Origin of the sequence: Acrocarpospora corrugata, assembly GCF_009687845.1 — a bacterium.
GTDB lineage: Bacteria > Actinomycetota > Actinomycetes > Streptosporangiales > Streptosporangiaceae > Acrocarpospora > Acrocarpospora corrugata.
Genome location: NZ_BLAD01000046.1, coordinates 146512 through 169245, shown reverse-complemented (window position 1 = coordinate 169245; position 22734 = coordinate 146512). Strand labels below are relative to the sequence as shown.

Annotated in this window: 20 protein-coding genes; 16 read left to right on the top strand and 4 right to left on the bottom strand. The window is 69.8% G+C overall.

The annotated features are described in order from the left end of the window. Positions 1–4: 4 nt before the first annotated feature. The 5 genes from murJ (at position 5) to pssA (ending at position 5501) form a co-directional block, all read left to right on the top strand. Positions 5–1606: a murein biosynthesis integral membrane protein MurJ gene (gene murJ, locus Acor_RS14200; RefSeq protein WP_155337091.1), complete on the top strand. Its 1602-nt coding sequence runs from the start codon at positions 5–7 to the stop codon at positions 1604–1606. Continuing rightward, positions 1603–2661 (top strand): glycosyltransferase family 4 protein, encoded by a 1059-nt coding sequence (locus Acor_RS14195; protein ID WP_155337090.1) that lies wholly within the window; start codon positions 1603–1605, stop codon positions 2659–2661. Before murJ ends, Acor_RS14195 begins: the two co-directional genes overlap by 4 nt. A 245-nt stretch (positions 2662–2906) precedes the next feature. Then, a complete protein-coding gene (locus Acor_RS14190) occupies positions 2907–3881 on the top strand; it encodes a TerC family protein (RefSeq protein ID WP_155337089.1) in 975 nt (324 codons plus the stop codon). 122 nt (positions 3882–4003) lie between these two features. Next, entirely contained in the window at positions 4004–4648 is a 645-nt protein-coding gene (locus Acor_RS14185) for a phosphatidylserine decarboxylase (RefSeq protein ID WP_174876144.1), read from the top strand. Next, a complete protein-coding gene (gene pssA, locus Acor_RS14180) occupies positions 4635–5501 on the top strand; it encodes a CDP-diacylglycerol--serine O-phosphatidyltransferase (protein ID WP_246238641.1) in 867 nt (288 codons plus the stop codon). Before Acor_RS14185 ends, pssA begins: the two co-directional genes overlap by 14 nt. Positions 5502–5546: 45 nt before the next feature. On the opposite strand, the gene Acor_RS14175 is transcribed toward pssA, so the two are convergent. After that, a complete protein-coding gene (locus Acor_RS14175; RefSeq protein ID WP_155337087.1) occupies positions 5547–6185 on the bottom strand; it encodes an MBL fold metallo-hydrolase in 639 nt (212 codons plus the stop codon). 37 nt (positions 6186–6222) lie between these two features. Further along, the gene (locus tag Acor_RS14170) at positions 6223–6993 is read right to left on the bottom strand and encodes a maleylpyruvate isomerase family mycothiol-dependent enzyme (RefSeq protein WP_170316924.1); all 771 of its coding nucleotides are present in this window, start codon (positions 6991–6993) and stop codon (positions 6223–6225) included. A 191-nt stretch (positions 6994–7184) separates the two neighbouring features. Between Acor_RS14170 and uvrA the strand changes: the two genes are divergently transcribed. The 4 genes from uvrA to rapZ all read left to right on the top strand — a co-directional run bounded on the left by uvrA (position 7185) and on the right by rapZ (position 13754). After that, positions 7185–10025 carry an excinuclease ABC subunit UvrA gene (uvrA, locus tag Acor_RS14165; RefSeq protein WP_155337085.1) on the top strand — a complete coding sequence of 947 codons (2841 nt, stop codon included), beginning with the start codon at positions 7185–7187 and terminating at the stop codon, positions 10023–10025. 175 nt (positions 10026–10200) lie between these two features. After that, complete coding sequence (locus Acor_RS14160; protein ID WP_155337084.1) at positions 10201–10749, top strand: Rieske (2Fe-2S) protein; 549 nt, start codon at positions 10201–10203, stop codon at positions 10747–10749. A 207-nt stretch (positions 10750–10956) separates the two neighbouring features. Beyond that, the gene (uvrC, locus tag Acor_RS14155; protein ID WP_155337083.1) at positions 10957–12855 is read left to right on the top strand and encodes an excinuclease ABC subunit UvrC; all 1899 of its coding nucleotides are present in this window, start codon (positions 10957–10959) and stop codon (positions 12853–12855) included. Continuing rightward, positions 12852–13754, top strand: a complete 903-nt coding sequence (rapZ, locus tag Acor_RS14150) for an RNase adapter RapZ (protein WP_155337082.1) — start codon at positions 12852–12854, stop codon at positions 13752–13754. The genes uvrC and rapZ overlap by 4 nt, the downstream gene beginning before the upstream one ends. A 37-nt stretch (positions 13755–13791) precedes the next feature. Here rapZ and Acor_RS14145 read toward each other — a convergent pair whose 3' ends face one another. Then, the gene (locus tag Acor_RS14145) at positions 13792–15015 is read right to left on the bottom strand and encodes an RNA-guided endonuclease InsQ/TnpB family protein (RefSeq protein WP_218034269.1); all 1224 of its coding nucleotides are present in this window, start codon (positions 15013–15015) and stop codon (positions 13792–13794) included. A 92-nt stretch (positions 15016–15107) separates the two neighbouring features. Between Acor_RS14145 and Acor_RS14140 the strand changes: the two genes are divergently transcribed. The 7 genes from Acor_RS14140 to Acor_RS14110 all read left to right on the top strand — a co-directional run bounded on the left by Acor_RS14140 (position 15108) and on the right by Acor_RS14110 (position 21082). Continuing rightward, the gene (locus Acor_RS14140; protein ID WP_218034268.1) at positions 15108–16052 is read left to right on the top strand and encodes a gluconeogenesis factor YvcK family protein; all 945 of its coding nucleotides are present in this window, start codon (positions 15108–15110) and stop codon (positions 16050–16052) included. Positions 16053–16195: 143 nt separating this feature from the next. Further along, on the top strand, positions 16196–17176 hold the full coding sequence (whiA, locus tag Acor_RS14135) for a DNA-binding protein WhiA (protein ID WP_155337080.1): 981 nt from the start codon (positions 16196–16198) through the stop codon (positions 17174–17176). Between the two features lie 179 nt (positions 17177–17355). Beyond that, on the top strand, positions 17356–18360 hold the full coding sequence (gene gap, locus Acor_RS14130; RefSeq protein ID WP_155337079.1) for a type I glyceraldehyde-3-phosphate dehydrogenase: 1005 nt from the start codon (positions 17356–17358) through the stop codon (positions 18358–18360). Then, on the top strand, positions 18360–19562 hold the full coding sequence (locus Acor_RS14125) for a phosphoglycerate kinase (RefSeq protein WP_155337078.1): 1203 nt from the start codon (positions 18360–18362) through the stop codon (positions 19560–19562). The genes gap and Acor_RS14125 overlap by 1 nt, the downstream gene beginning before the upstream one ends. After that, a complete protein-coding gene (tpiA, locus tag Acor_RS14120) occupies positions 19552–20331 on the top strand; it encodes a triose-phosphate isomerase (protein WP_155337077.1) in 780 nt (259 codons plus the stop codon). Before Acor_RS14125 ends, tpiA begins: the two co-directional genes overlap by 11 nt. A 100-nt stretch (positions 20332–20431) precedes the next feature. Further along, the gene (gene secG / locus Acor_RS14115) at positions 20432–20662 is read left to right on the top strand and encodes a preprotein translocase subunit SecG (RefSeq protein WP_155337076.1); all 231 of its coding nucleotides are present in this window, start codon (positions 20432–20434) and stop codon (positions 20660–20662) included. A 72-nt stretch (positions 20663–20734) separates the two neighbouring features. Beyond that, entirely contained in the window at positions 20735–21082 is a 348-nt protein-coding gene (locus Acor_RS14110) for an RNA polymerase-binding protein RbpA (RefSeq protein ID WP_155337075.1), read from the top strand. 52 nt (positions 21083–21134) lie between these two features. On the opposite strand, the gene Acor_RS14105 is transcribed toward Acor_RS14110, so the two are convergent. Then, positions 21135–22733, bottom strand: coding sequence for an amidohydrolase (locus Acor_RS14105; RefSeq protein WP_155337074.1), 1599 nt, complete (start codon positions 22731–22733; stop codon positions 21135–21137). Between the last annotated feature and the right edge of the window lies 1 nt (position 22734).

The following is a 22734-nucleotide window of genomic DNA, read 5'->3' as shown; positions in this document are numbered from 1 at the left end:
CCGCATGATCACACGCCTCGGGCAGGGGGTGGCCGGGGCCGCGCTCCTCATCGGGGTCATCACGATCCTGGGCCGCGTCACCGGGTTCGGCAAGCAGCTCGTCTTCGCGCGCACGGTCGGCACGGCGTGCCTGTCCACCGCGTACTACACGGCCAACCAGATCCCGAACCTGATCTTCGAGATCGTGGTGGGCGGCGCGCTGGCGGGCATGGTCGTGCCCGTGCTGGCCGGCGCCGCCGGGCGCGGGGCCGCCGACGAGGTGAGCCGGATCGCCTCGGCGCTGCTCACCTGGGTGCTGGTCCTGCTGATCCCGCTGAGCCTGCTCACCGCCCTGCTGGCCGGTCCGGTCGTGAGTTTCTTCGTCGGCGACCTGGCGAGCTGCGACCCGGCGGCGGTGATCGCGACCGCGACCCGGATGCTGGTCGTCTTCGCCCCGCAGATCGCCCTGTACGGCGTCGCCGTCGTCCTCTACGGCGTCCTCCAGGCGCACCGCCGCTTCGCCGGGCCGGCGCTGGCCCCGCTGCTGTCCAGCCTGGTGGTCATCGTCGCCTATCTGCTGTTCGTCCCGCTCAGCGAGCACCAGACCCAGCCCGGCGCGGTGCCGGAAGCGGCCGAACTGGCCCTCTCGGCCGGCACCACCCTCGGCGTGGTCGCCCTCGTCGTCACCGTGCTCGGCCCTGCCGCCCGGCTGAGGCTCCGCTGGCGGCCCACCCTTCGCTTCCCCGCCGGAGTGGCCGCCCAGGTCAGGACGCTGGCGCTGGCCGGGCTGAGCGCGCTGCTGGCCCAGCAGGTCGCGATGGCCGTCGTGGTGAAACTCGCCAACCAGGCCGGATCCGGGCAGATCGCCGCGTACAACTACGCCTGGGCGATCTACCTCGTCCCTTACGCGGTCCTCGCCGTCCCCATCGCGACCAGCGCCTTCCCCGTCCTGTCCGCGCGGGCCGAGAGCGGCGACCGGGCCGGGTTCACCGCCCTGGCCGCCCGCACCACCCGGGTCGTCCTGCTCGTCTCCGGCCTGGCCGCCGGCACCCTCGCCGCCACCGCCACCCCCATCGCCTCCGTCTTCCTCCGGCAGGCCGAGACCGCCGTCACGGTCCCCGAGTTCGCCCGCGCCATCGCCCTGTTCGCCCCCGGCCTGCTCGGCTACGGCCTGACCGCCCACCTCAGCCGGGTCCTGTACGCCGACGGCCACGGCCGCCCCGCCGCCCGCGACCTGGTGACCGGCTGGCTGATCGTCATCGCCGCCCAGACCGCCTTCTCGCTGGCGTTCCCGCAGCCGTGGAAGCTCGGCGGCCTCGCCCTCGGGCAGGCGGCCGGCATGAGCGTGGCCGGTCTGCTCCTGCTGCTCTCGGTACGCCGGGCGTACGGCCCGGCGGCGCTCATCGGCGTCCCCCGGGCCGGACTGGCCGCCGTACTGGGCGGCGGCACCGCCTACCTGGCCGGATCCGCCGTCGTCGCCCTGTTCGGCCCGCGGCCGCTGTGGCCGAGCGTCCTGGAAACGGCGGTCGCCGGGCTCGTCGCGCTGGCCGCGGGAACTCTCGTCGCCGCCGCCATCGACCGGGGCGACCTCCGGACCCTCCTCAGCAGAAAGGGCACCCCGCGATGAGGATCGTCCTGGTCCTGGGCACCAGCTCCGGCGGCGTCGCCAGGCATGTGCGGACCCTCGCCGGGGGGCTCACCGGCGCGGGCCACGACGTCCTGGTGGCGGGCCCGCCCGCCACCCAGGCCGACTTCGGCTTCACCGGGACCGGGGCGGCCTTCGCCGCCCTGTCCTTCTCCGACCGCCCGCATCCGCTCAACGACCTCCGTACCGTCCGCGAGCTCCGCCGCCTGACCCGCGACGCCGACGTCGTCCACGCGCACGGCCTCCGCGCCGGCGCCCTCGCCGCCCTCGCCGGCCCGCCGGGGCTGGTCGTCACCCTGCACAACGCCCTGACCGCCGGGGGAGCCGTGGGAGCCGTCTACGGGGTCCTGGAGCGGGTGGTCGCCCGGCGGGCCGACCGGGTTCTGGCGGTCTCGCCCGATCTGGGCGAGCGGATGCGGGAACTCGGGGCCCGCCGGGTGGGCGCGGCCGTCGTGCCCGCGCCGGAGTTGGGCGGCGGCGGACGCTCGCCCGAAGAGGTCCGGCGGGAGCTGGGCGAGGGGGCCGTCGTGCTGACCGTGGCCCGGCTGGCCCAGCAGAAGGGCCTGGAGGTGCTGCTTTCTGCGGCGGCCGGGCCGTACCCGGAGAAGGTGCTGTTCGTGGTCGCCGGAGAAGGGCCGCTGCGGGCGGAACTGGAAGAGCGGATCGCGGCGGAGAGCCTGCCGGTCCGCCTGCTGGGCAATCGCGGGGACGTGGGGGATCTGCTGCGCGCCGCGGCCGTCTTCGTGGTGCCGAGTCGCTGGGAGGGGCAGCCGCTGTCGGTCCACGAGGCGCTCCGGGCGGGCGTCCCGATCGTGTCGACCCGCGTGGGCGGCATTCCGGACATGGTCGGAGACGCGGCTCTGCTGGTGCCCCCGGGGGACGGCGCGGCCATCCGGGACGCGGTCGGGCGGATCCTCGGCGAGCCGGGCCTGGCCGGGAAGCTCCGGGCGGCGGCGGCCGAGCGCGGGCGGAACCTGCCCACCGAGGCGGACGCGGTCCAGGCCGTGCTCCGGGTCTATGCCGGGATCCGGGAATGAAAGCCCTGAGTAAAGGGTTGGTCAGGGTGGTTCCACGAAGAACAGGGCCCCAACGTTAGGTCAGGTTCGGTGGGATCTCTATACTGAAGCCGTTGGGGGGGAGTATCCCTTCGTGACGGTCCCGTCATCACGGCTTTAGAGCCCGGGGCCGTTGGTCTGCCCGGACAAGTCTCAGTAGGTGTCCGGCGGGCGGGAGAGACCTCCGGCAGTGTGTACTGTCGCGCGCGCCGGAGGGGTTTATCGCTGTGAACATTCCTGCCTGGGGTTGGGCCGCCGTCATCGTCGGCCTGCTGGTCATCCTCGCCTTCGACCTGTGGATCGTGGACCGCGGCGAGGCGAAAGAGTTCTCGCTCCGCCAAGCGGGCTTCTGGGTCGGCTTCTACGTGGCCTTGGCCGTGCTCTTCGGCATCGGGTTGCTGATCTTCGCCGGACCCACCAAGTCCGGTGAGTTCTTCGCGGGCTATCTGACGGAATACAGCCTCAGCGTCGACAACCTGTTCATCTTCTTCATCATCATGTCGCGGTTCGCGGTGCCGAAGGAGTACCAGCACCGGGTGCTGCTCATCGGCATCCTGATCGCGCTGGTGATGCGCGGCATCTTCATCGCCATCGGCGCCGCCGCCCTGAACGAGTTCCACTGGCTGTTCTACGTCTTCGGCATCTTCCTGGTCTACACGGCGTACACCCTGATCCGCGACCACGGCAAGCACGAGGACGACTTCGCGGAGAACATCCTGCTGCGGGCGGCCCGCCGCTGGTTCCGCACCACCCCGGACTTCGTCGGGCACAAGACGATCGTCAAGATCGACGGCAAGCGCATGGTCACCCCGATGCTCATCGTGATGATCGCGATCGGCACCACCGACCTGCTCTTCGCGCTCGACTCCATCCCCGCGATCTTCGGCCTCACCCAGGACGCCTTCATCGTCTTCACCGCCAACGCCTTCGCCCTGATGGGCCTGCGTCAGCTCTACTTCCTGCTGGGCGGACTGCTGCAGCGACTGGTGTACCTCAGCTACGGTCTCGCGTTCATTCTCGCCTTCATCGGAGCCAAGCTCGTCCTGGAAGCCGCGCATGACACGGTCTCGTGGGCCCCGGAGATTCCCATTTCGGTCTCGCTGGGTGTCATCATCGTGACCATGGTCGTGACCACCGTGCTGAGCCTGATGAAGTCCCGCAAGGACGCCCTCGCCGCACCCGCCGAAGCGGAGCAGCACTAGCGCATCGACCGGCAAGGCGCTTTGCTTGTCTCGTTGTGGCCGTGTAAAGACGGTGGGATCGGTAACATAGGTAGTTAAGTCACATTACGGTCCCTAGTCGCAAAAGAGTACAAAGGCTCCCAGTGTCGAACGATTCTGTTAGTCCTCGCGCGCAGGTACGGCTGGCGCGCGGGGTGTCCCCGTGGCTGGCTCCGACCGCCGCGGCGGCGGCCGTCACAGCCGTCCTCTCCCGGAGATCCGCCAAGTGGGCGTTCGCGGCGGTGCCGCTGGCCGCGCTCACCGGCGGCATGCTCTGGTTCTTCCGCGACCCGGAGCGTACGCCCGGCTTCGGCCGGCTGCTCTCGCCCGCCGACGGCGTGGTGCAGAGCATCGACCCCTGGGAGGACGGCAGGACCCGGGTGGCGATCTTCATGAGCCCGGTCGACGTGCACGTCAACCGGGCCCCGGCCGCGGGCACGGTGACCTCGGTCGAGCACGTCTCCGGCGGGTTCACGCCGGCCTTCAACAAGGACAGCGACAAGAACGAGCGGGTGGTGTGGCACTTCGACACCCCGCTCGGCGACATCGAGATGGTGCAGATCGCGGGCGCGGTGGCGCGCCGGATCATCCCCTACGTCCCGGCCGGGACCAAGGTCGCCCAGGGGGAGCGGGTCGGGCTCATCCGGCTCGGCTCCCGGGTCGACCTCTACCTGCCGGAGGGGATCCGGCCCGCGGTCACCGTGGGCGACAAGACGGTGGCTGGGGTGACCCGCATTGACCGCGCCTGATCTCGGGGCGAGAGGCACGGGGGGCTGGTCCATCGAGGCCCCCATCGACGGCCCGATCGAGGCGATCGAGGAGCCCGAGGAACCCCGCGGCCCGGTGGGCAAGGCGTTCCGGCTCTCCGCCGCCGACTCGCTCTCGCTCGGCAACGCCCTGTCCGGCTTCCTGTCCGTGGTGGTGCTCGCCTACTCGGCGATCGACCAGCTCAAGTCGGACGGCAAGTTCGAGCCGGACCCCCGCTTCTTCGGCACCGCCGTGGTGCTGCTCCTGATCGGCGCCACCTGCGACCTGTTCGACGGCCTGGTGGCCCGCCGGTTCCGCGCGTCCGCGATGGGCGCTGAACTCGACAACCTGGCCGACGTGATCAGCTTCGGCTTCGCGCCCGCCTTCATGGTGGTCATCTGGGGTGGTTTCGCCGAACGGCTGCCCCTCTGGCTGGTGCTCGCGGCGGCGGCCTCGGTGCTGCTGGCCGGGGTCATCCGGCTGGCCAGATTCGCCTGCGTGAAGACCAAGAGCGGCGACTTCATGGGGTTGCCGATCCCGATGGGCGCGATGACCGTGGTGTCGATCGTGCTGCTGTTCCAGCCGACGGTGTGGACGATCGGCGGCATCTTCGCGGTGGCCTGGCTGATGGTCAGCCGGGTCGAGTACCCCAAGCCGAAGGGCAACCTGGCGGCCGTGGTGCTCGGCTGGATGATGATCAACGTCGCCTGCCTGACCATCTGGGCCGCCGGCCTGGCCGGGGGCGACGAGCTCATCCAGGTCGGCGCGATCATGCAGATCGCCATCGTGTCGGCCATCCCGCTGCGGGTGCTGATGTTCAAGCGCTCCCAGCGCAAGGAGCGCAGCTCCATCTGAGGGAATGGGGTCCGTATCGGGCCGGACCCCATTCCCCGCCCGCGGCTACCAGCCGCGGGCGCGCCACTCCGGCAGCGCCGGGCGCTCGGCGCCGAGCGTGGTGTCCTTGCCGTGGCCCGGGTAGACCCAGGTCTCGTCCGGATACCGGTCGAAGATCCGCTCCACCACGTCGGCGTACAGCTGGTCGAAACGCTCCGGGTCCTTCTGGGTGTTGCCCACGCCGCCGGGGAACAGCGAGTCGCCGGTGAAGACGTGCCCCGGGTAGTGGATCGCGATCGAGCCGGGCGTGTGCCCGCGCAGGTGCACCACCTCCAGGCTGAGCACGCCGAGCGCGATCCGGTCCCCGTGCTCCACTTCGCGGGAGCGGACCGGCAGCGCGGGCGCGTCCTGCGCGTGCGCGATGGGGGTCGCGCCGGTCGCCTTGGCCACCTCGGCCAGCGCCAGCCAGTGGTCCTGGTGCTGGTGGGTGGTGACGATCGAGCTGATCGGCACGTCGCCGATGAGTTCCAGCAGCCGGTCGGCCTCGGCGGCAGCGTCGATCAGCAGGCCGTCCCCGGTCTCGGTGCAGCGCAGCAGGTAGGCGTTGTTCCCGAAATCCCCGACCTCGATCTTGGCGATGGTCAGCCCGGCCAGCTCCCGCACGTCGGCGGGGCCGCCCTTGGCCACCTCTCCCGTATAGCTCATGACACTCCTCAGATATCGGTACGGCCTACGCTACCGATCAGATCACCGGCGGCCAGCTGTCCGGGATCTCCGAAGGCAGGCCCTCGGGGGCCGACTGGAACGGCCACCCCGGCGGGCTGGGCAGCGGCCCGTCCGCGTTCAGCCGGTCGCCGCTGGTCCGCCCGGCCAGCCAGGCGAGCAGGTCACGCCGGGTCCCCTCGACCCGGACGCCCTCGCCCAGCCCGGTCCACGTCTCGCCGGGGGCGTCGCCCTCGACCACGACGACCTCACTGAGCGGGCCTGAGCCGGGCTTCCACATGCGCATGGTGTCGTGGAAGTCCCACACCACATACTGCTCGGGCCAGTCGGCCCAGTCGTAGCCGAGGCCCAGGTCGCCGTGGTGGATCTCCACCTCGCGCAGCCGGCGCATCAGCAGATACCAGGCCGGGTGGTCGGGCGGGCGGTTCCCGGTGACCCGGACCGTCCAGTCGCCCGCGCTCAGCTCCCGGGTGGCGGCCAGGAACCGGGCGGCGGACTCGTCCAGGTCGGCGAACTGCTCCTTGGCCGGGCGGCCGGCGCCCGCCTCGATGTCGGCGTCCCGGACGGCCATGCTGGGGTACTGCGGGATGACCAGGCCGGTGCGGGCCGAGGTGAGCAGATTGATCAGGCTGTCGCCGCTGCGGGCGACATGGGTGATGACGTGACCCCGGGTCCAGCCCGGCAGCCGGGACGGCTCCTGGATGTCGGCGTCGGTGAGAGCGGCCACCGTGGTCAGCAGGCGGGCGGTCGCGGCGGACAGTTCGGACTGGTACCTGTCGAGGAGAGACATGGCCCCCATCTTCGCTGATCGGGGCGGCGGAGGCCGTACCGGGGGAATGTCCTGCGGGGGTTTGACGCTGCATTTACGCTGGACGTGGACAGGTCTTCGGCCCGTGTGGCCGGACCTCGCGAAAATGTCAGTGGGTCTGGGTAGCCTGCCCCGTGCACCTCCTCTTGACGAAATCGACTCTCGGGATCGCCGTGGCTGACCGCCTTATCGTGCGTGGCGCACGTGAACACAACTTGAAGGACGTCTCGCTGGATCTGCCGCGGGACGCTCTGATCGTCTTCACCGGGCTGTCCGGCTCCGGCAAGTCCAGCCTGGCCTTCGACACCATCTTCGCCGAGGGGCAGCGGCGTTACGTGGAGTCGCTGTCCGCCTACGCGCGCCAGTTCCTCGGCCAGATGGACAAGCCCGACGTGGACTTCATCGAGGGGCTCTCCCCGGCCGTCTCGATCGACCAGAAGTCCACCAGCCGCAACCCCCGCTCCACGGTCGGCACGATCACCGAGGTGTACGACTATCTGCGCCTGCTCTGGGCCAGGATCGGCAAGCCGCACTGCCCGCAGTGCGGGCGGACGATCGCCAGGCAGACCCCGCAGCAGATCGTCGACCGGGTCCTCGAACTGGAGGAGGGCACCCGCTTCCAGGTGCTCGCCCCGGTCATCCGCGGCCGCAAGGGGGAGTACGCGGAGCTGTTCCGCGAGCTCACCACCAAGGGCTTCGCGCGGGCCCGGGTGGACGGCACGATCGTCCGGCTGGAGGAGCCGCCCACCCTCAAGAAGTATGAGAAGCACGACATCGAGGTGATCGTCGACCGGCTCGCGGTCAAGGACACCGCCCGGCGGCGGCTCACCGACTCGGTGGAGACCGCCCTCCAGCTCTCCGGCGGCACCATCACCCTCGAGTTCGTCGACCTGGAGGCGGAGGACCCCAACCGGGAGCGCTTCTACTCCGAGCACCTCTACTGCCCCTACGACGACCTGTCGTTCGAGGAGCTGGAACCCCGCTCGTTCTCGTTCAACTCCCCGTTCGGCGCCTGCCCGGAGTGCACCGGCCTCGGCACCCGGATGGAGGTCGACCCCGAACTCGTCGTGCCGGACCCGGAGCGCACCCTCGGCGACGGCGCGATCTCGGTCTGGTCCGGCGGCCACACCAGCGACTACTTCGAGAAGCTGATGGAGGGCCTCGGCAAGGCCCTCGGCTTCGACCTGGAAACCCGCTGGGACCGCCTCTCCAAGCAGGCCCAGAAATCCTTGCTGTACGGCCACGACGAGCAGGTCCACATCCGCTACAGCAACCGTTACGGCCGGGAGCGCTCGTACTACACCAACTTCGAGGGCGCGATCACCTGGGTGCAGCGTCGGCACGCAGAGTCGGAGAGTGACGCCGCCAGGGAGAAGTACGAAGGCTACATGCGGGAGGTGCCCTGCCCGGCCTGCCACGGCAAGCGCCTCAAGCCGGTGTCGCTGGCCGTCACCGTGGGCGGCTCCTCGATCGCCGATGTGTCCTCTCTGTCGATCGGCGAGTGCGCGCGCTTCCTGAGCGGGTTCAAGCTCTCCGAGCGCGACATGCAGATCGCCGAACGGGTGGTCAAGGAGATCAACGCCCGGCTGGGCTTCCTGCTGGACGTCGGGCTCGACTATCTGACCCTGAACCGGGCGGCAGGCACCCTCGCCGGCGGCGAGGCGCAGCGCATCCGACTGGCCACCCAAATCGGCTCCGGCTTGGTAGGCGTGCTGTACGTCCTGGACGAACCGTCCATCGGCCTACACCAGCGGGACAATCAGCGACTGCTGGAGACCCTGGTCAGGCTCCGCGACATGGGCAACACGCTGATCGTGGTCGAGCACGACGAGGACACCATCGCCGCCGCCGACTGGGTGGTCGACATCGGCCCCGGGGCCGGCGAGCACGGCGGCCAGGTCGTCGTGTCCGGAACCGTGGACGAGCTGCTGGCCAGCGAAGAATCGCTGACGGGGGCCTATCTGTCGGGGCGGCGTTCGATCGAGGTCCCCGCCAAGCGCCGCAAGCGTGACCGCAAGCGGCAGCTGACCGTGAAGGGCGCCCGCGAGCACAACCTGACCGGCGTGGACGTGGAGTTCCCGCTCGGCGTGTTCACGGCCGTGACCGGCGTGTCGGGCTCCGGCAAGTCGACGCTGGTCAACGACATCCTCTACAACGCGCTGGCCAAGGAACTGCACAACGCCAGGACCGTGCCGGGGCGGCACGCCCGGGTGGTGGGCATGGACCTGCTGGACAAGGTCGTGCACGTCGACCAGTCCGCCATCGGGCGCACCCCCCGGTCCAACCCGGCCACCTACACCGGCGTGTTCGACCACGTCAGGAAGCTGTTCGCGCAGACCACCGAGGCGAAGATCCGCGGCTACCAGCCGGGCAGGTTCAGCTTCAACGTCAAGGGCGGCCGCTGCGAGGCGTGCTCCGGCGACGGCACCATCAAGATCGAGATGAACTTCCTCCCCGATGTGTACGTGCCGTGCGAGGTCTGCCACGGCGCCCGCTACAACCGGGAGACCCTGGAGGTCCACTACAAGGGCAAGACCATCGCCGAGGTGCTGGACATGCCGATCGAGGAGGCCAGGGGCTTCTTTGAGGCCATCCCGGCCATCCACCGCCACCTGGACACCCTGCACGCGGTCGGCCTCGGCTACGTGCGCCTGGGCCAGCCCGCCACCACGCTGTCCGGCGGCGAGGCGCAGCGGGTCAAGCTCGCCTCCGAACTCCAGCGCAGGTCCACCGGCCGGACCATCTACGTCCTGGACGAGCCGACCACCGGCCTGCACTTCGAGGACATCCGCCGCCTGCTGGGGGTGCTCAACCGGCTGGTCGACAACGGCAACACGGTCATCGTCATCGAGCACAACCTGGACGTCATCAAGACCGCCGACTGGGTGATCGACATGGGCCCTGAGGGCGGTTCGCGGGGCGGCCAGGTGGTCGCGACCGGCACCCCGGAGGACGTCGCGCTCATCGACGCCAGCCACACCGGGCTGTTCCTGCGCAAGATCCTCGGCCTCTGAACCGAGGCTGATCTGAGGCTGATCTGAGCCCCCGGCCGGGTCCGGGGGCTCACGTCTGAGTACTTTCGCCAATTCGGTAATTGTCCATACTCCGCCTGTTACAGGTGCGGCATGCTGAACCGTCATCGGGGTGACAGCCGTACTTACTGACAACAGAACCAGTGGAGGGCGACACATGGATGCTTCCGGCGAATCGCTGACTACTACCGAGCGTGCTTCTATATCCGACCGGCTGGAGCCGACCCGCAGGGCTGTGGTGCTGAGCGTGGGCGGGGCCGGGCTCGCGGTGGCCCTGACGGCGTGCACGGGTTATCAGTCGGGAGGGGGAACCACCGCGGCCGAACCGGCCGATCCGCCTGCTGACGACCCGCCGGCGGCGGATGCGACCGAGGACAGCGGTGCTGAGGAGCCGCCCCCGGCGGAGGAGGCGCCCCCCGCGGACGCGCTCGCCAAGACCGCCGACATCCCCGAGGGCGGCGGCAAGATCTTCGAGAGCGAGAAGATCGTGATCACCCAGCCCACGGCGGGCCAGTTCAAGTGCTTCACCGCCGTCTGCACCCACCAGGGCTGCACGGTGGCCAGCATCTCCAACGGCACCATCAACTGCCCCTGTCACGGCAGCCGTTTCAAGATCGAGGACGGCTCGGTGGCCGGTGGCCCCGCGAAGGGCCCGCTGGAGGAGAAGCAGATCACGGTGGCCGGCGGCAGCATCTCGCTGGCCTGACACCCACGGACGCGAGGCCGGTCCGCTGTGTGGCCGGACCGGTCTCGCGCGCGCCGATACTCCTGGGGTGGAGGGCGGCCCGCGGCTACGGGACGTCCCTTTCGGCGCGCACCGGCCTCGCGTTCCCCGCCATGGTGAACGCGGGGCCGGTTTTGCCGTTCTCCCGTGCCAGCCGGGATTGTCGGTGGGGGACAGTAGGCTTTGAGAGTGGCAGATCCGGCAACTTATCGACCAGCGCCCGGATCGATTCCCGAGTCGCCCGGAGTCTACCGATTCCGGGATCCGAGCGGCCGGGTGATCTACGTGGGCAAGGCGAAGAGCCTGCGGCAGCGGCTCAACTCCTACTTCGCGGATTTCGCGAGCCTGCACTTCAGGACCCAGTCGATGCTCACCACCGCCGCCCGGGTGGACTGGACGGTGGTGCGCACCGAGGTCGAGGCGCTCCAGCTCGAATACTCGTGGATCAAAGAGTTCGATCCGCACTTCAACGTGAAATACCGGGACGACAAGTCCTATCCGTACCTCGCGGTCACGATGGGAGAGGACTTCCCGCGCGTGCAGGTGCTGCGCGGGGCCAAACGGAAGGGCACCCGCTACTTCGGGCCCTACTCGCACGCGTGGGCGATCCGGGAGACCGTCGACCTGCTGCTCCGGGTCTTCCCGATCCGGTCCTGCTCGGCGGGCGTCTTCAAGCGGGCCGGGCAGATCGGGCGGCCGTGCCTGCTCGGCTACATCGAGAAGTGCTCGGCGCCCTGCGTCGGCCGGGTCACCCCCGACGAGCACCGCGCCCTCGCCGAGGACTTCTGCGACTTCATGGCGGGCAACACCACCAAGTTCGTCAAACGCCTGGAGAACGAGATGCGGGCCGCCTCCGCCGTCCAGGAGTATGAGCGGGCCGCCCGCCTCCGCGACGACGTGCAGGCCCTGCAGAAGGCGCTGGAGAAGCAGGCCGTCGTGCTCGGCGACGCCACCGACTGCGACGTCATCGCGCTCGCCGAGGACCCGCTGGAGGCCGCCGTCCAGGTGTTCTACGTGCGCGGCGGCCGGATCAGGGGCCAGCGCGGCTGGGTCGTCGACAAAGTCGAGGAGACCACCCCCGGCGACCTGGTCGAGCACTTCCTGATCCAGATGTATGCGGAGTCCGAGATCCCCAGGGAGATCCTGGTCCCCGCTCTCCCGCCGGACCACGACGCCGTGCTGGAACTGCTGGGCGAGCAGCGCGGCTCCCGCGCCGACGTCCGGGTGCCCCAGCGCGGCGACAAGAAGTCCCTCATGGAGACCGTCGAACGCAACGCCAAAGAGGCCCTCAACCAGCACAAACTCCGCCGCTCCAGCGACCTCACCACCCGCGGCAAGGCACTCCAGGAGATCACCGACGCGCTGGAGCTGGACCAGATCCCGCTCCGGATCGAGTGCTACGACATCTCCCACATCCAGGGCACCAACGTGGTCGCCTCCATGGTCGTGTTCGAGGACGGGCTGGCCCGCAAGAGCGAGTACCGCCGCTTCCAGATCAAGAGCGCGGAGGGCGACGTCGCCTCCATCCACGAGGTGGTCACCCGCCGGTTCCGGCGCTACCTGGAGGAACGCAGCGCCACCGGCGAGATCGGCGGCGAACCCATCGGGGAGCCCATCGACCCGGAGACCGGCAAACCGCGCAAGTTCGCCTACCCGCCGAACCTGCTGGTGGTGGACGGCGGGCCCGCGCAGGCCGCCGCCGCCCAGCGGGCGCTGGACGAGCTCGGCGTGGACGACGTCGCGGTCTGCGGGCTGGCCAAGCGGCTGGAGGAGGTCTGGCTGCCCGGCGACGACCAGCCGGTCATCCTGCCCCGCTCCAGTGAGGGCCTTTACCTGCTGCAACGCGTCCGCGACGAGGCACATCGGTTCGCCATCACCTACCATCGAGCCAAGCGGTCGAGAACTCTCAAGGAGAGCGCGCTGGACGAGGTTCCGGGACTCGGGCCAGCGCGGCGGCAGGCACTTCTGCGACACTTCGGATCCGTGAAACGGTTGAGTGATGCCACCGCCGAGGAGATCCGCGAGGTTCCCGGTATCGGCCCGTCGACGGCCGAGGCGATCGTGGCGGCGTTGCAGGGAGAGAAATGAGCGAGACCGGTGGTAGTGCCGGCGGGCACGCCGAGATCGGTGAGCCCGCGTTCGTGCTGGTCACAGGCATGTCCGGGGCGGGGCGCAGCACTGCGGCGAAGGCACTGGAGGATCTCGGCTGGTTCGTGATCGACAACCTGCCGCCCGGGCTGCTGTTCTCGCTGGCCGAGGAGGCCGGCCGGGTCAAGCTGGCCGCCGACAAGGTGGCCGCGGTGGTGGACGTGCGCTCGCTGGCCTTCACCAGCGACCTGAACGCGGCCATCGAGGAGCTGGACGGCCGCGGCGTCGGGGTCCGGGTGGTGTTCCTGGAGGCCAGCGACGACGCCCTGGTGCGCCGCTTCGAGAACGTCCGCCGCCCGCACCCGCTGCAGGCCGAGGGCCGCCTGGTGGACGGCATCGACCGGGAGCGCGGCATCCTGCGCGAGGTCCGGGCCAACGCCGACCTGGTGATCGACACCTCCAAGCTGAACGTGCACGAACTGCGCAGCAAGATCGTCTCCTTCTTCGGCGGCGAGGACCGGCCCGGCCTGAAGGTCAACATCGTCTCCTTCGGCTACAAGTACGGCCTGCCCGTCGACGCCGACCTGGTGGTCGACTGCCGCTTCCTGCCCAACCCGCACTGGGTGCCGGAACTGCGCCCGATGAGCGGCCTGGACACCCCCGTCCGGGAGTACGTGCTGGGCCAGCCCGGCGCGAAAGAATTCCTCGACGGCTACGAAGAACTGTTCGGCGTCGTGGCGGCTGGGTACACCCGCGAGGGCAAGGGCTACGCCACACTGGCCGTCGGCTGCACGGGGGGCAGGCACCGAAGCGTCGCCATGGCGGAGCAACTGGGCGGCAGGCTGCGCGAGCGCGGCATGGAGGTGCAGGTGAGCCATCGGGATGTGGGCCGCGATTGACATCCGCCCCCTCGCGAGCGAGAGGGATTTCACGCGTCTACCTCACCAGGAGGAGGTCGCGTTGAGGTTCGCGGTGCGCCGGCCCGGTAACCCGTGGCCCTTCCCGCGCGAACACGGCATGCCCTGCCGCGTGTGCGATGCTCTGCCGGATGTTGCCGGCCGCGTTCACATCCGCGTTGCCGACGTATCCACAGGACCGGCACCGGAAGACGGCTTGGCTCTCACGCGCCTCCCGATCCACGATCCCGCACGCCGAGCAACGCAGGCTCGGGTACGCGGGGTTGACCTTCACCACTCGGCCGGGAGCCTTGTGCTCCAGGCGTCGGACGAGGCCGCCCCACCCGCTGGCGAGGATGCCCCGGTTGAGTCCGGCTTTCCCACGGACGTTACGGCCGGGCGCTTCGATGGTGCCCCTGGCCGACCGGGTCATTTTGGAGATCCTCAGATCTTCGACGGCGATCACATCGAACCGGCGAGCCAGATCGGTCGAGGTCTTCTCGATCCAGTCTTTGCGCCGGTCGCTCTCGCGGGCCTTCAACCTTGCGATCGCGGCTTTGACCTTGCTCCGCCGGCCGGAGCCACGCCGTGCCCGCGCGAGTTCGCGCAGCAGCCGGCGCAGCCGGGCCCGCTCTCTCTCGCGGAGGGGGGGCACGTTCAGCATTTCGCCGGTGGACAGCGCCGCCGAGACGGCCACGCCCCGGTCGATGCCGACGGATTCACCGGTTCCCGGGGCCGGGACGGGTTGGGGGATCGCGGCGAACGCCACGTGCCAGCGGCCCGCGGCGTCGCGGGTGACCCGATAGGACTTCACGCCCTCCGGCACGGCCCGCGACCAGCGGAAGCGCACCCAGCCAACCTTGGGGACACGAACTTCCCCGACGTTGCGGGACAGGCGGCGGATCTGGTCCGCCTTGACCGCCACGATCCGGAAACCCTCGCTCCGGCCGCGCTTGCGGAAGCCGGGGTGACGGTGGGTCCCGCCGAAGAAGCCCGCCATCGCCTGCGCGAAGTCCTTCAATGCCTGCTGCTGGACGATGACCGACCCACCGCGCAGCCACATGAACTCGGCCCGCGCCTGGGTCAGCTGACGGCACTGCTCGGCGAACCCCGGCGCGCTCTTACGGCCCGGTCTCCAGTACCTGTGCTGTTCAACGGCCAGATTCCACACAAAACGCGCATGCCCGCAGTGCTCCAGCAGCGCCGTCTCCTGGGCGGGCGTTGGCTTGAGCCGGTAGCGGGACACGTCGATCAACCTAGTCACCTCCACCGACAAAATCGGGAGCTGACCGGGCCGGACCGTTCCGTGCTTCCTGCCCGCCCCGAGGGACAGGACCTCCACGCTGGAGGTATCTGGTGAGTGAACCGGCCCCGGCCGCCAAGGTTGTCGCGCTGGGGGGCGGACATGGGCTGTACGCGTCGTTGTCGGCGCTCAGGAGGGTCACGGCCGACCTGACGGCAGTCGTCACGGTGGCCGATGACGGGGGCTCCAGTGGGCGGCTCAGGCGTGAGCTGGGCGTGTTGCCGCCGGGGGATCTGCGGATGGCGCTGGCGGCGCTGTGCGGGGACGACGAGTGGGGGCAGACCTGGAGCCGGGTGGTTCAGCACCGGTTCGGGAGTGACGGTGAGTTGCACGGGCATGCCGTCGGCAATCTGCTCATCGTCGCGCTGTGGGAGTTGCTTGACGATCCGGTGCAGGCGCTCGAGTGGGTGGGCCGGCTGCTGGGCGCGCATGGGCGGGTGCTGCCGATGGCGGCCGTGCCTCTCGACATTCAGGCCGAGGTGGAGCTGGACGGTGTGGTGACCATCGTGCGTGGTCAGGTCGCCTGCGCGGTCACGCCCGGGCGGGTCCGGGCCATCTCGCTGATCCCGCCCGATCCGCCGGTGTCGCCGGAGGCGATCCGGGCCATCCATGAGGCCGACTGGGTGGTCTTCGGTCCCGGTTCCTGGTTCACCAGTGTGCTGCCGCACCTGAAGGTCCCCGAACTGGCCCGCGCGCTGTACGCGACGAGCGCCCGCCGCCTGGTCATCCTCAACCTGGCCCCCCAGCCGGGCGAGACCGACGGCTTCTCCCCCCAGAAGCACCTGGAGGTGCTCCGCCAGCACGCCCCCGCGCTGCTGGTCGACGCCGTACTCGCCGACACCTCGGTGACCGACGACCCGGCCGAGCTGGAGAAGGCCGCGGTGGGCCTCGGCGGCCGTCTGGTATTGGCTGATGTGGGCGCCTCTGACGGATCTCCGCGGCACGATGCACCCCGTCTTGCCCAGGTCCTGGACGAGATTTTCCGCGAGAAGCGGTGATCCCCCCCTCCCAGGGTGCGAGAGACTGACCACGGCGCTCCGGTGCCCGAACTGAGTAGCGTGGGGAAGCGACAACCCCGACCGTCCCAGCGAAGCACCGGTCGATTGCCGACACACACGTATTCTCGGGGAGGACACTGGCGATGGCGATGACGGGTGTAGTGAAGGATGAACTGAGTCGCCTTCCCGTGTTGAAGCCCTGCTGCCGCAAAGCCGAGGTGTCCACGCTGCTCAGGTTCGCCAGCGGCCTGCACCTGGTGGGCGGGCGGATCGTGATCGAGGCCGAGCTGGACACCAACGTCACCGCGCGGCGGCTGATCAAGGACATCGGCGAGGTCTTCGGCCACAAGGCCGAGGTGCTCGTGCTGGCCCCGGCGGGGCTGCGCAAGGGCTCGCGTTACGTGGTCCGCGTCTACAAGGACGGCGAGGCGCTGGCCCGGCAGACCGGGCTGATCGACAACCACGGCCGCCCGGTCCGGGGCCTGCCCCGCCAGGTGGTCTCCGGGGCCACCTGCGACGCGGAGGCGGCCTGGCGGGGGGCCTTCCTGGCGCACGGCTCGCTGACCGAGCCGGGCCGGTCGATGTCGCTGGAGGTGACCTGCCCCGGCCCGGAGGCGGCGCTGGCGCTGGTCGGCTCGGCCCGCCGGTTGAAGATCCACGCCAAGGCCCGCGAGGTGCGCGGCGTGGACCGGGTGGTGGTCAGGGACGGGGACGCGATCAGCGCGCTGCTGACCCGGCTCGGCGCCCACGACAGCGTGCTGGCCTGGGAGGAGCGCCGGATGCGGCGCGAGGTGCGGGCCACCGCGAACCGGCTGGCCAACTTCGATGACGCGAACCTGCGCCGTTCGGCCCGCGCCGCGGTGGCCGCGGGGGCCAGAGTGCAGCGCGCTCTGGAGATTCTGGGTGAGGAGGCGCCGGAGCATCTGGTGGTGGCCGGGCGGCTCCGGGTGGAGCACAAGCAGGCGTCGCTGGAGGAGCTCGGCCAGATCGCCGATCCGCCGCTGACCAAGGACGCGATCGCCGGGCGGATCCGCCGGCTGCTCGCGATGGCCGACAAACGCGCCCAGGATCTGGGCCTGCCGAACACCGAGGCGAACTTGACCGCGGACATGCTCTCGGGCTGACCGAACCTGGGGGCGTTGACCCCCGATCGCCGTACGGTTTACGGCAAAACGTAAGATTTGGCGTCAATTTTATGACGTCTCGACCTGTGGGACCCTCGCGTGGTCTAAACCAATTTGAGTCCGATAGGGTCTGCACCGAGGTTTCAGTCACGTAACGACGTACGAGGAGATCGGATCCCGTGAGCATCCGCGTAGGCGTGAACGGCTTCGGCCGTATCGGCCGCAACTTCTGGCGTGCTGCCGCCGCCAGCGGCAAGGACATCGAGATCGTCGCTGTCAACGACCTGACCGACAATGCCACGCTCGCCCACCTGCTGAAGTACGACAGCATCCTGGGCCGCCTGCCGTACGAGGTGAAGGCGTCGGCTGACGAGATCGCGGTGGACGGCAAGGCCATCAAGGCGTTCGCCGAGCGCGACCCCGCCAAGCTGCCCTGGGGCGACCTGGGCGTCGACGTGGTCATCGAGTCGACCGGCTTCTTCACCGACGCCAACAAGGCCAAGGTGCACGCCGAGAACGGCGCCAAGAAGGTCATCATCTCCGCTCCGGCGAAGAATGAGGACGTCACGATCGTGATGGGCGTCAACCACGAGACGTACGACCCCGCGTCCCACACGATCATCTCCAACGCGTCCTGCACCACCAACTGCCTGGCCCCGCTCGGGAAGGTGCTCAACGACACCTTCGGCATCGAGAAGGGTCTGATGACCACGATCCATGCCTACACCCAGGACCAGAACCTGCAGGACGGCCCGCACAGCGACCTGCGCCGCGCCCGCGCCGCCGCGCTGAACATCGTGCCGACCTCGACCGGCGCGGCCAAGGCCATCGGCCTGGTGCTGCCCGAGCTCAAGGGCAAGCTGGACGGTTTCGCGCTGCGGGTGCCGATCCCCACGGGCTCGGCCACCGACCTGACCGTGGAGCTCAAGCGCGAGGTCACCGCCGAGGAGATCAACGCGGCGTTCAAGGCCGCCGCCGAGGGCTTCCTCAAGGGCTACCTGACCTACACCGAGGACGAGATCGTCTCCTCCGACATCGTCACCGACCCCTCCTCCTGCATCTTCGACGCCGGCCTGACCAAGGCCAACGGCAACCAGGCGAAGGTCATCGGCTGGTACGACAACGAGTGGGGCTACTCCAACCGCCTGGTGGACCTCATCGAGTACGTGGGTGCCTCGCTCTGATGCGTGGCCTTGACGAACTCGCTGTGAAAGGTCGGCGCGTGCTCGTGCGCGCCGACCTGAACGTGCCGCTGGACGGTGAGACGATCACCGACGACGGCCGGATCCGGGCGTCGATCCCCACGATCAGGAACCTGGTCGACCGCGGCGCGATGGTGATCGTCTGCGCCCACCTGGGCCGCCCGAAGGGGACGCCGAACCCGAAGTACTCGCTGGCCCCGGTGGCGAAGCGGCTGGCCGAGCTGCTCGGCGAGCCGGTCGACTTCGCCGCCGACGTGGTGGGCGAGTCGGCCAAGGCGACCGTGGCGAACCTGCGCGACGGCCAGGTGGCGCTGCTGGAGAACCTGCGCTTCGAGCCGGGCGAGGAGTCCAAGGACGACGCGACCAGGGCCCTGTTCGCGGGCAACCTGGCCGCGCTCGCCGACCTCTACGTGGGTGACGGCTTCGGGGCCGTGCACCGCAGGCACGCCTCGGTCTACAACGTGCCCCGGCTGCTGCCGCACGCGGCGGGCGGCCTGGTGCTGGCCGAGGTCGAGGTGCTCAGGAAGCTCACCGAGGAGCCCGCCAGGCCCTACGTGGTGGTGCTCGGCGGCGCGAAGGTGTCCGACAAGCTCGGCGTCATCGCCAACCTGCTGACCAAGGTCGACCGGCTGCTCATCGGCGGCGGCATGGCCTACACCTTCCTCAAGGCGCAGGGCCACGAGGTCGGCAACTCGCTGCTCCAGGCGGACCAGCTCGACCAGGTGCGCGGCTTCCTGGCCGACGCCGGGGCGCGCGGGGTGGAGCTGGTGCTGCCGGTGGACGTGCTGGCCGCCGACGGCTTCGCGCCGGACGCCGCGTTCGAGGTGGTGGACGCCACCGCGATCCCGGCCGACAAGGAGGGCCTGGACATCGGCCCGCGCACCCGCGAGCTGTTCGCGGGCAAGCTGGCCGACGCCAAGACGGTGTTCTGGAACGGCCCGATGGGCGTGTTCGAGTTCGACGCCTTCTCTGGCGGCACCCGCGCGGTCGCCGAGGCCCTGATCGCCTCGGACGCGTTCACGGTGGTCGGCGGCGGCGACTCGGCCGCGGCCGTGCGCAAGCTGGGGCTGGCCGAGGACGGCTTCTCGCACATTTCCACGGGAGGCGGCGCTTCCCTCGAATACCTTGAGGGCAAGACCCTGCCGGGCCTGTCCGCGCTGGAGGACGATCAGTATGAGCCGTAAACCGCTCATCGCCGGCAACTGGAAGATGAACAAGAACCACCTTGAGGCGATCAAGCTGGTTCAGGAGCTGGCCTTCTCGTTCACCGACAAGGACTTCGACAAGGTCGAGGTCGCGGTGCTGCCCCCGTTCACCGATCTGCGCAGCGTGCAGACCCTGGTGGACGGCGACAAGCTCCGGATCGTGTACGGCGCGCAGGACCTGTCCGCGCACGACGCCGGCGCCTACACCGGGGAGATCTCCGGCGCGCAGCTGGCCAAGCTCGGCTGCACCTTCGTGACCATCGGCCACTCCGAGCGGCGGCAGTACCACGTCGAGGACGACGCGCTGGTCAACGCCAAGGTGAAGGCCGCGTTCCGGCACGAGCTCACGCCGATCCTGTGCGTGGGGGAGGGGCTGCCGGTCCGGCAGGCCGGGGACCAGGTGCCGCACACGATCGCGCAGGTGGACGGGGCGCTGGCGGGGGTCGGCGCCGCGCAGGTGAAGTCGATCGTGATCGCGTATGAGCCGGTGTGGGCGATCGGCACCGGGGAGGTCGCCACGCCGGAGGACGCGCAGGAGGTCTGCGGCGCCATTCGCACGCGACTCGCCGGGCTTTATGACCGCGAAGTGGCCGACGCTGTCCGTATCCTTTACGGAGGTTCGGTGAAGTCCGACAACACCGCGGGGATCATGGCGAAGCCCGATGTCGACGGCGCGCTCGTTGGCGGAGCTAGTCTGGACCCGGGAGAGTTCGTCAAGATTTGCCGTTTTGGCGAGATGTCGGGCTAGCTCACCCGTTTAGGGGGTGCGACTTGACATCAAGTCGTACCCTCATAGAACAAGATTGAATCGTCATGCCGCATAAGGCGCTACCGGGAACAGGTCTACGGTGACTATCGGAATCTCCATCGCGCTCATTCTGTCGAGCCTCCTCATGATCCTTCTCGTTTTGCTCCACAAGGGCAAAGGCGGAGGTCTGACGGACATGTTCGGCGGTGGCTTCTCGTCGTCGTTCGGTGGCTCGTCCGTCGTGGAACGCAACCTCGACCGCCTCACGATCATCACGGGCACCGTGTGGTTCGTATGCATCATCGCGCTCGGGCTGCTCCTCAAGCCGTAGCAGTCCCCCGCGTGACATAGATTCATTTCTCCCCCGTGTTTCTCGCGGGGCGATCGAGCGAGGAGTTCATCCGTGGGTAGTGGCAACGCGATCCGTGGCAGCCGAGTTGGCGCCGGTCCGATGGGCGAGGCCGAGCGCGGCGAGGCGGCCCCCCGCGTGCGGGTCTCGTTCTGGTGCGCGAACATGCACGAGACGCGCCCCAGCTTCGCCAGCGACGCGGCCGTCCCCGAGCACTGGGACTGTCCCCGGTGCGGGCTGCCGGCCGGTCAGGACGAGGCCAACCCGCCCGCTCCGCCGCGGAACGAGCCGTACAAGACGCATCTCGCGTATGTGAAGGAACGCCGTAGCGACAACGACGGCGCCCAGATCCTCGCGGAGGCGCTGGAGCGGCTGAGGTCTTCTTCTCGCCCGATCTACTAGCTGGTACGGCCCGAGGCCCCTGTCTCTCACCGAGACGGGGGCTTCGGTCGTCTCAGTGGACCTGTTCGCCGTCGACGAAGGTGGCGGCGACTTTTGTGGTCCAGATGTCGGCCGGGTCGAGGGCGAACGGGTCGCGGTCCAGGACGGCGAGGTCGGCGGGGCGGCCGGGTTCGAGCACGCCGGCGGGGGAGCCGTTCAGCCAGGCGGAGCCGGACGTGTACGCGGTCAGGACGGTCCGCAGGTCGATGCTCTGGCCGGGCAGGAACGGGGTCTGGGCGGTCGGGTAGCCGGAGTGGTGGGAGCCGGGCGGTTCGGTGCGGTTGACGGCCACGTGCATCGCCTGGAACGGGTCGGCCGAGGAGACCGGCCAGTCCGACCCGGCCGCCAGGCGGGTGCCGTGCGCGACCAGGTCGGCGAACGGATACTGCCAGCTGACCCGCGGCTCGCCCAGGTAGGGGATGCAGAGCTCGTCCATCTGGGCGTGGTGGGTCGCCCACAGGGGCTGCAGGTTGGCGGTGACCCCGAGGGCGGCGAAACGCGGGACGTCCGGCGGCGTGATGATCTGCAGGTGCGCGACGTGGTGGCGGTTGGCGGGGTCGGTCCCGGTGAGTGCATCCAGGGCTTCCCGGACCGCGCGTTCGCCGATGGCGTGGAAATGAACCTGGAAGCCGAGCGCGTCCAGCTCCTTGACGTAGCCGTTGAGCAGGGCCGGGTCGACGTAGGAGAGGCCGGTGCCGCCGCAGCGGCAGTAGGGCTCGATGACGGCGGCGGTGAAGTTCTCGGCGATGCCGTCCTGCATGATCTTGACGGCGGTGGCGCGGAAGCGGTCCAGGCCCTCGGCGCCGGCCCGCCGTTCGGCCAGCGAGGCGATCTGCTCGCCGCCCCGGGCGCGGTCCCACCAGAGGGCGCCGACGACGCGGGCCTTCAGGCTGCCGTCGGCGGCGGCCGAGAGGTAGGTCGGGAGCTGGTCGTCGGAGCCCGCGTACGAGCCGACGATGGCGTCCTGCCAGCCGGTGATGCCGAGCGAGAACAGGTGCCGCTGCGCGTCGAGCAGGGCGGCGGTCCGGTCGGCGGGGGTGGGGCGGGGGGTGAGCAGGCCGACCAGGTCCATCGCGCCCTCGTGCAGGACGCCGGAGGGGGTGCCGTCGGGGTCGCGTTCGATCCGGCCGTCGGCGGGGTCGGGGGTGTCCTTCGTGATTCCGGCGAGTTCGAGCGCCCGGGTGTTGACCCAGGCGGCGTGGTGGTCGCGCTGGATGAGGTAGGCGGGGCGGTCCAGGAAGTCCAGCTGCGTCCGGTGCGGCAGCCCGCCGGGGAAGGCGGACATGTCCCATCCACCGCCGTCAATCCACGATTTATCGGGATTATTGGCGGCGTAGTCGGCTATGTGGGCGGTGTACGCCGCCAGGCCGAACACCTCGGAGATCTCGCACAGGGCGCGTTCCAGGCCGGCCTGCACCGGATGGATGTGGGCGTCGGTGAAACCGGGGGTGAGCAGGCCGCCGTTCAGGTCGTAGGGCTCGGCGGCGGGCGCCAGCCGTACCAGCTCGGATTCCGGGCCTGCGGCGGCGATCAGGCCGTCGCGGACCAGGACCGCTTCGGCGAAACCCTCGGGGGTGAAGGCGCGGCCGCCGCGGAACAGCAAGTCAGTCATA

Excerpts from the sequence above, each read along its gene's own strand:
- murJ (WP_155337091.1), top strand. The coding sequence starts at position 5 with ATGATCACACGCCTCGGGCAGGGGGTGGCCGGGGCCGCGCTCCTCATC.
- Acor_RS14195 (WP_155337090.1), top strand. The coding sequence starts at position 1,603 with ATGAGGATCGTCCTGGTCCTGGGCACCAGCTCCGGCGGCGTCGCCAGG.
- Acor_RS14175 (WP_155337087.1), bottom strand. The coding sequence starts at position 6,185 with ATGAGCTATACGGGAGAGGTGGCCAAGGGCGGCCCCGCCGACGTGCGG.
- Acor_RS14170 (WP_170316924.1), bottom strand. The coding sequence starts at position 6,993 with ATGTCTCTCCTCGACAGGTACCAGTCCGAACTGTCCGCCGCGACCGCC.
- Acor_RS14160 (WP_155337084.1), top strand. The coding sequence starts at position 10,201 with ATGGATGCTTCCGGCGAATCGCTGACTACTACCGAGCGTGCTTCTATA.
- rapZ (WP_155337082.1), top strand. The coding sequence starts at position 12,852 with ATGAGCGAGACCGGTGGTAGTGCCGGCGGGCACGCCGAGATCGGTGAG.
- whiA (WP_155337080.1), top strand. The coding sequence starts at position 16,196 with ATGGCGATGACGGGTGTAGTGAAGGATGAACTGAGTCGCCTTCCCGTG.
- Acor_RS14125 (WP_155337078.1), top strand. The coding sequence starts at position 18,360 with ATGCGTGGCCTTGACGAACTCGCTGTGAAAGGTCGGCGCGTGCTCGTG.
- tpiA (WP_155337077.1), top strand. The coding sequence starts at position 19,552 with ATGAGCCGTAAACCGCTCATCGCCGGCAACTGGAAGATGAACAAGAAC.
- Acor_RS14105 (WP_155337074.1), bottom strand. The coding sequence starts at position 22,733 with ATGACTGACTTGCTGTTCCGCGGCGGCCGCGCCTTCACCCCCGAGGGT.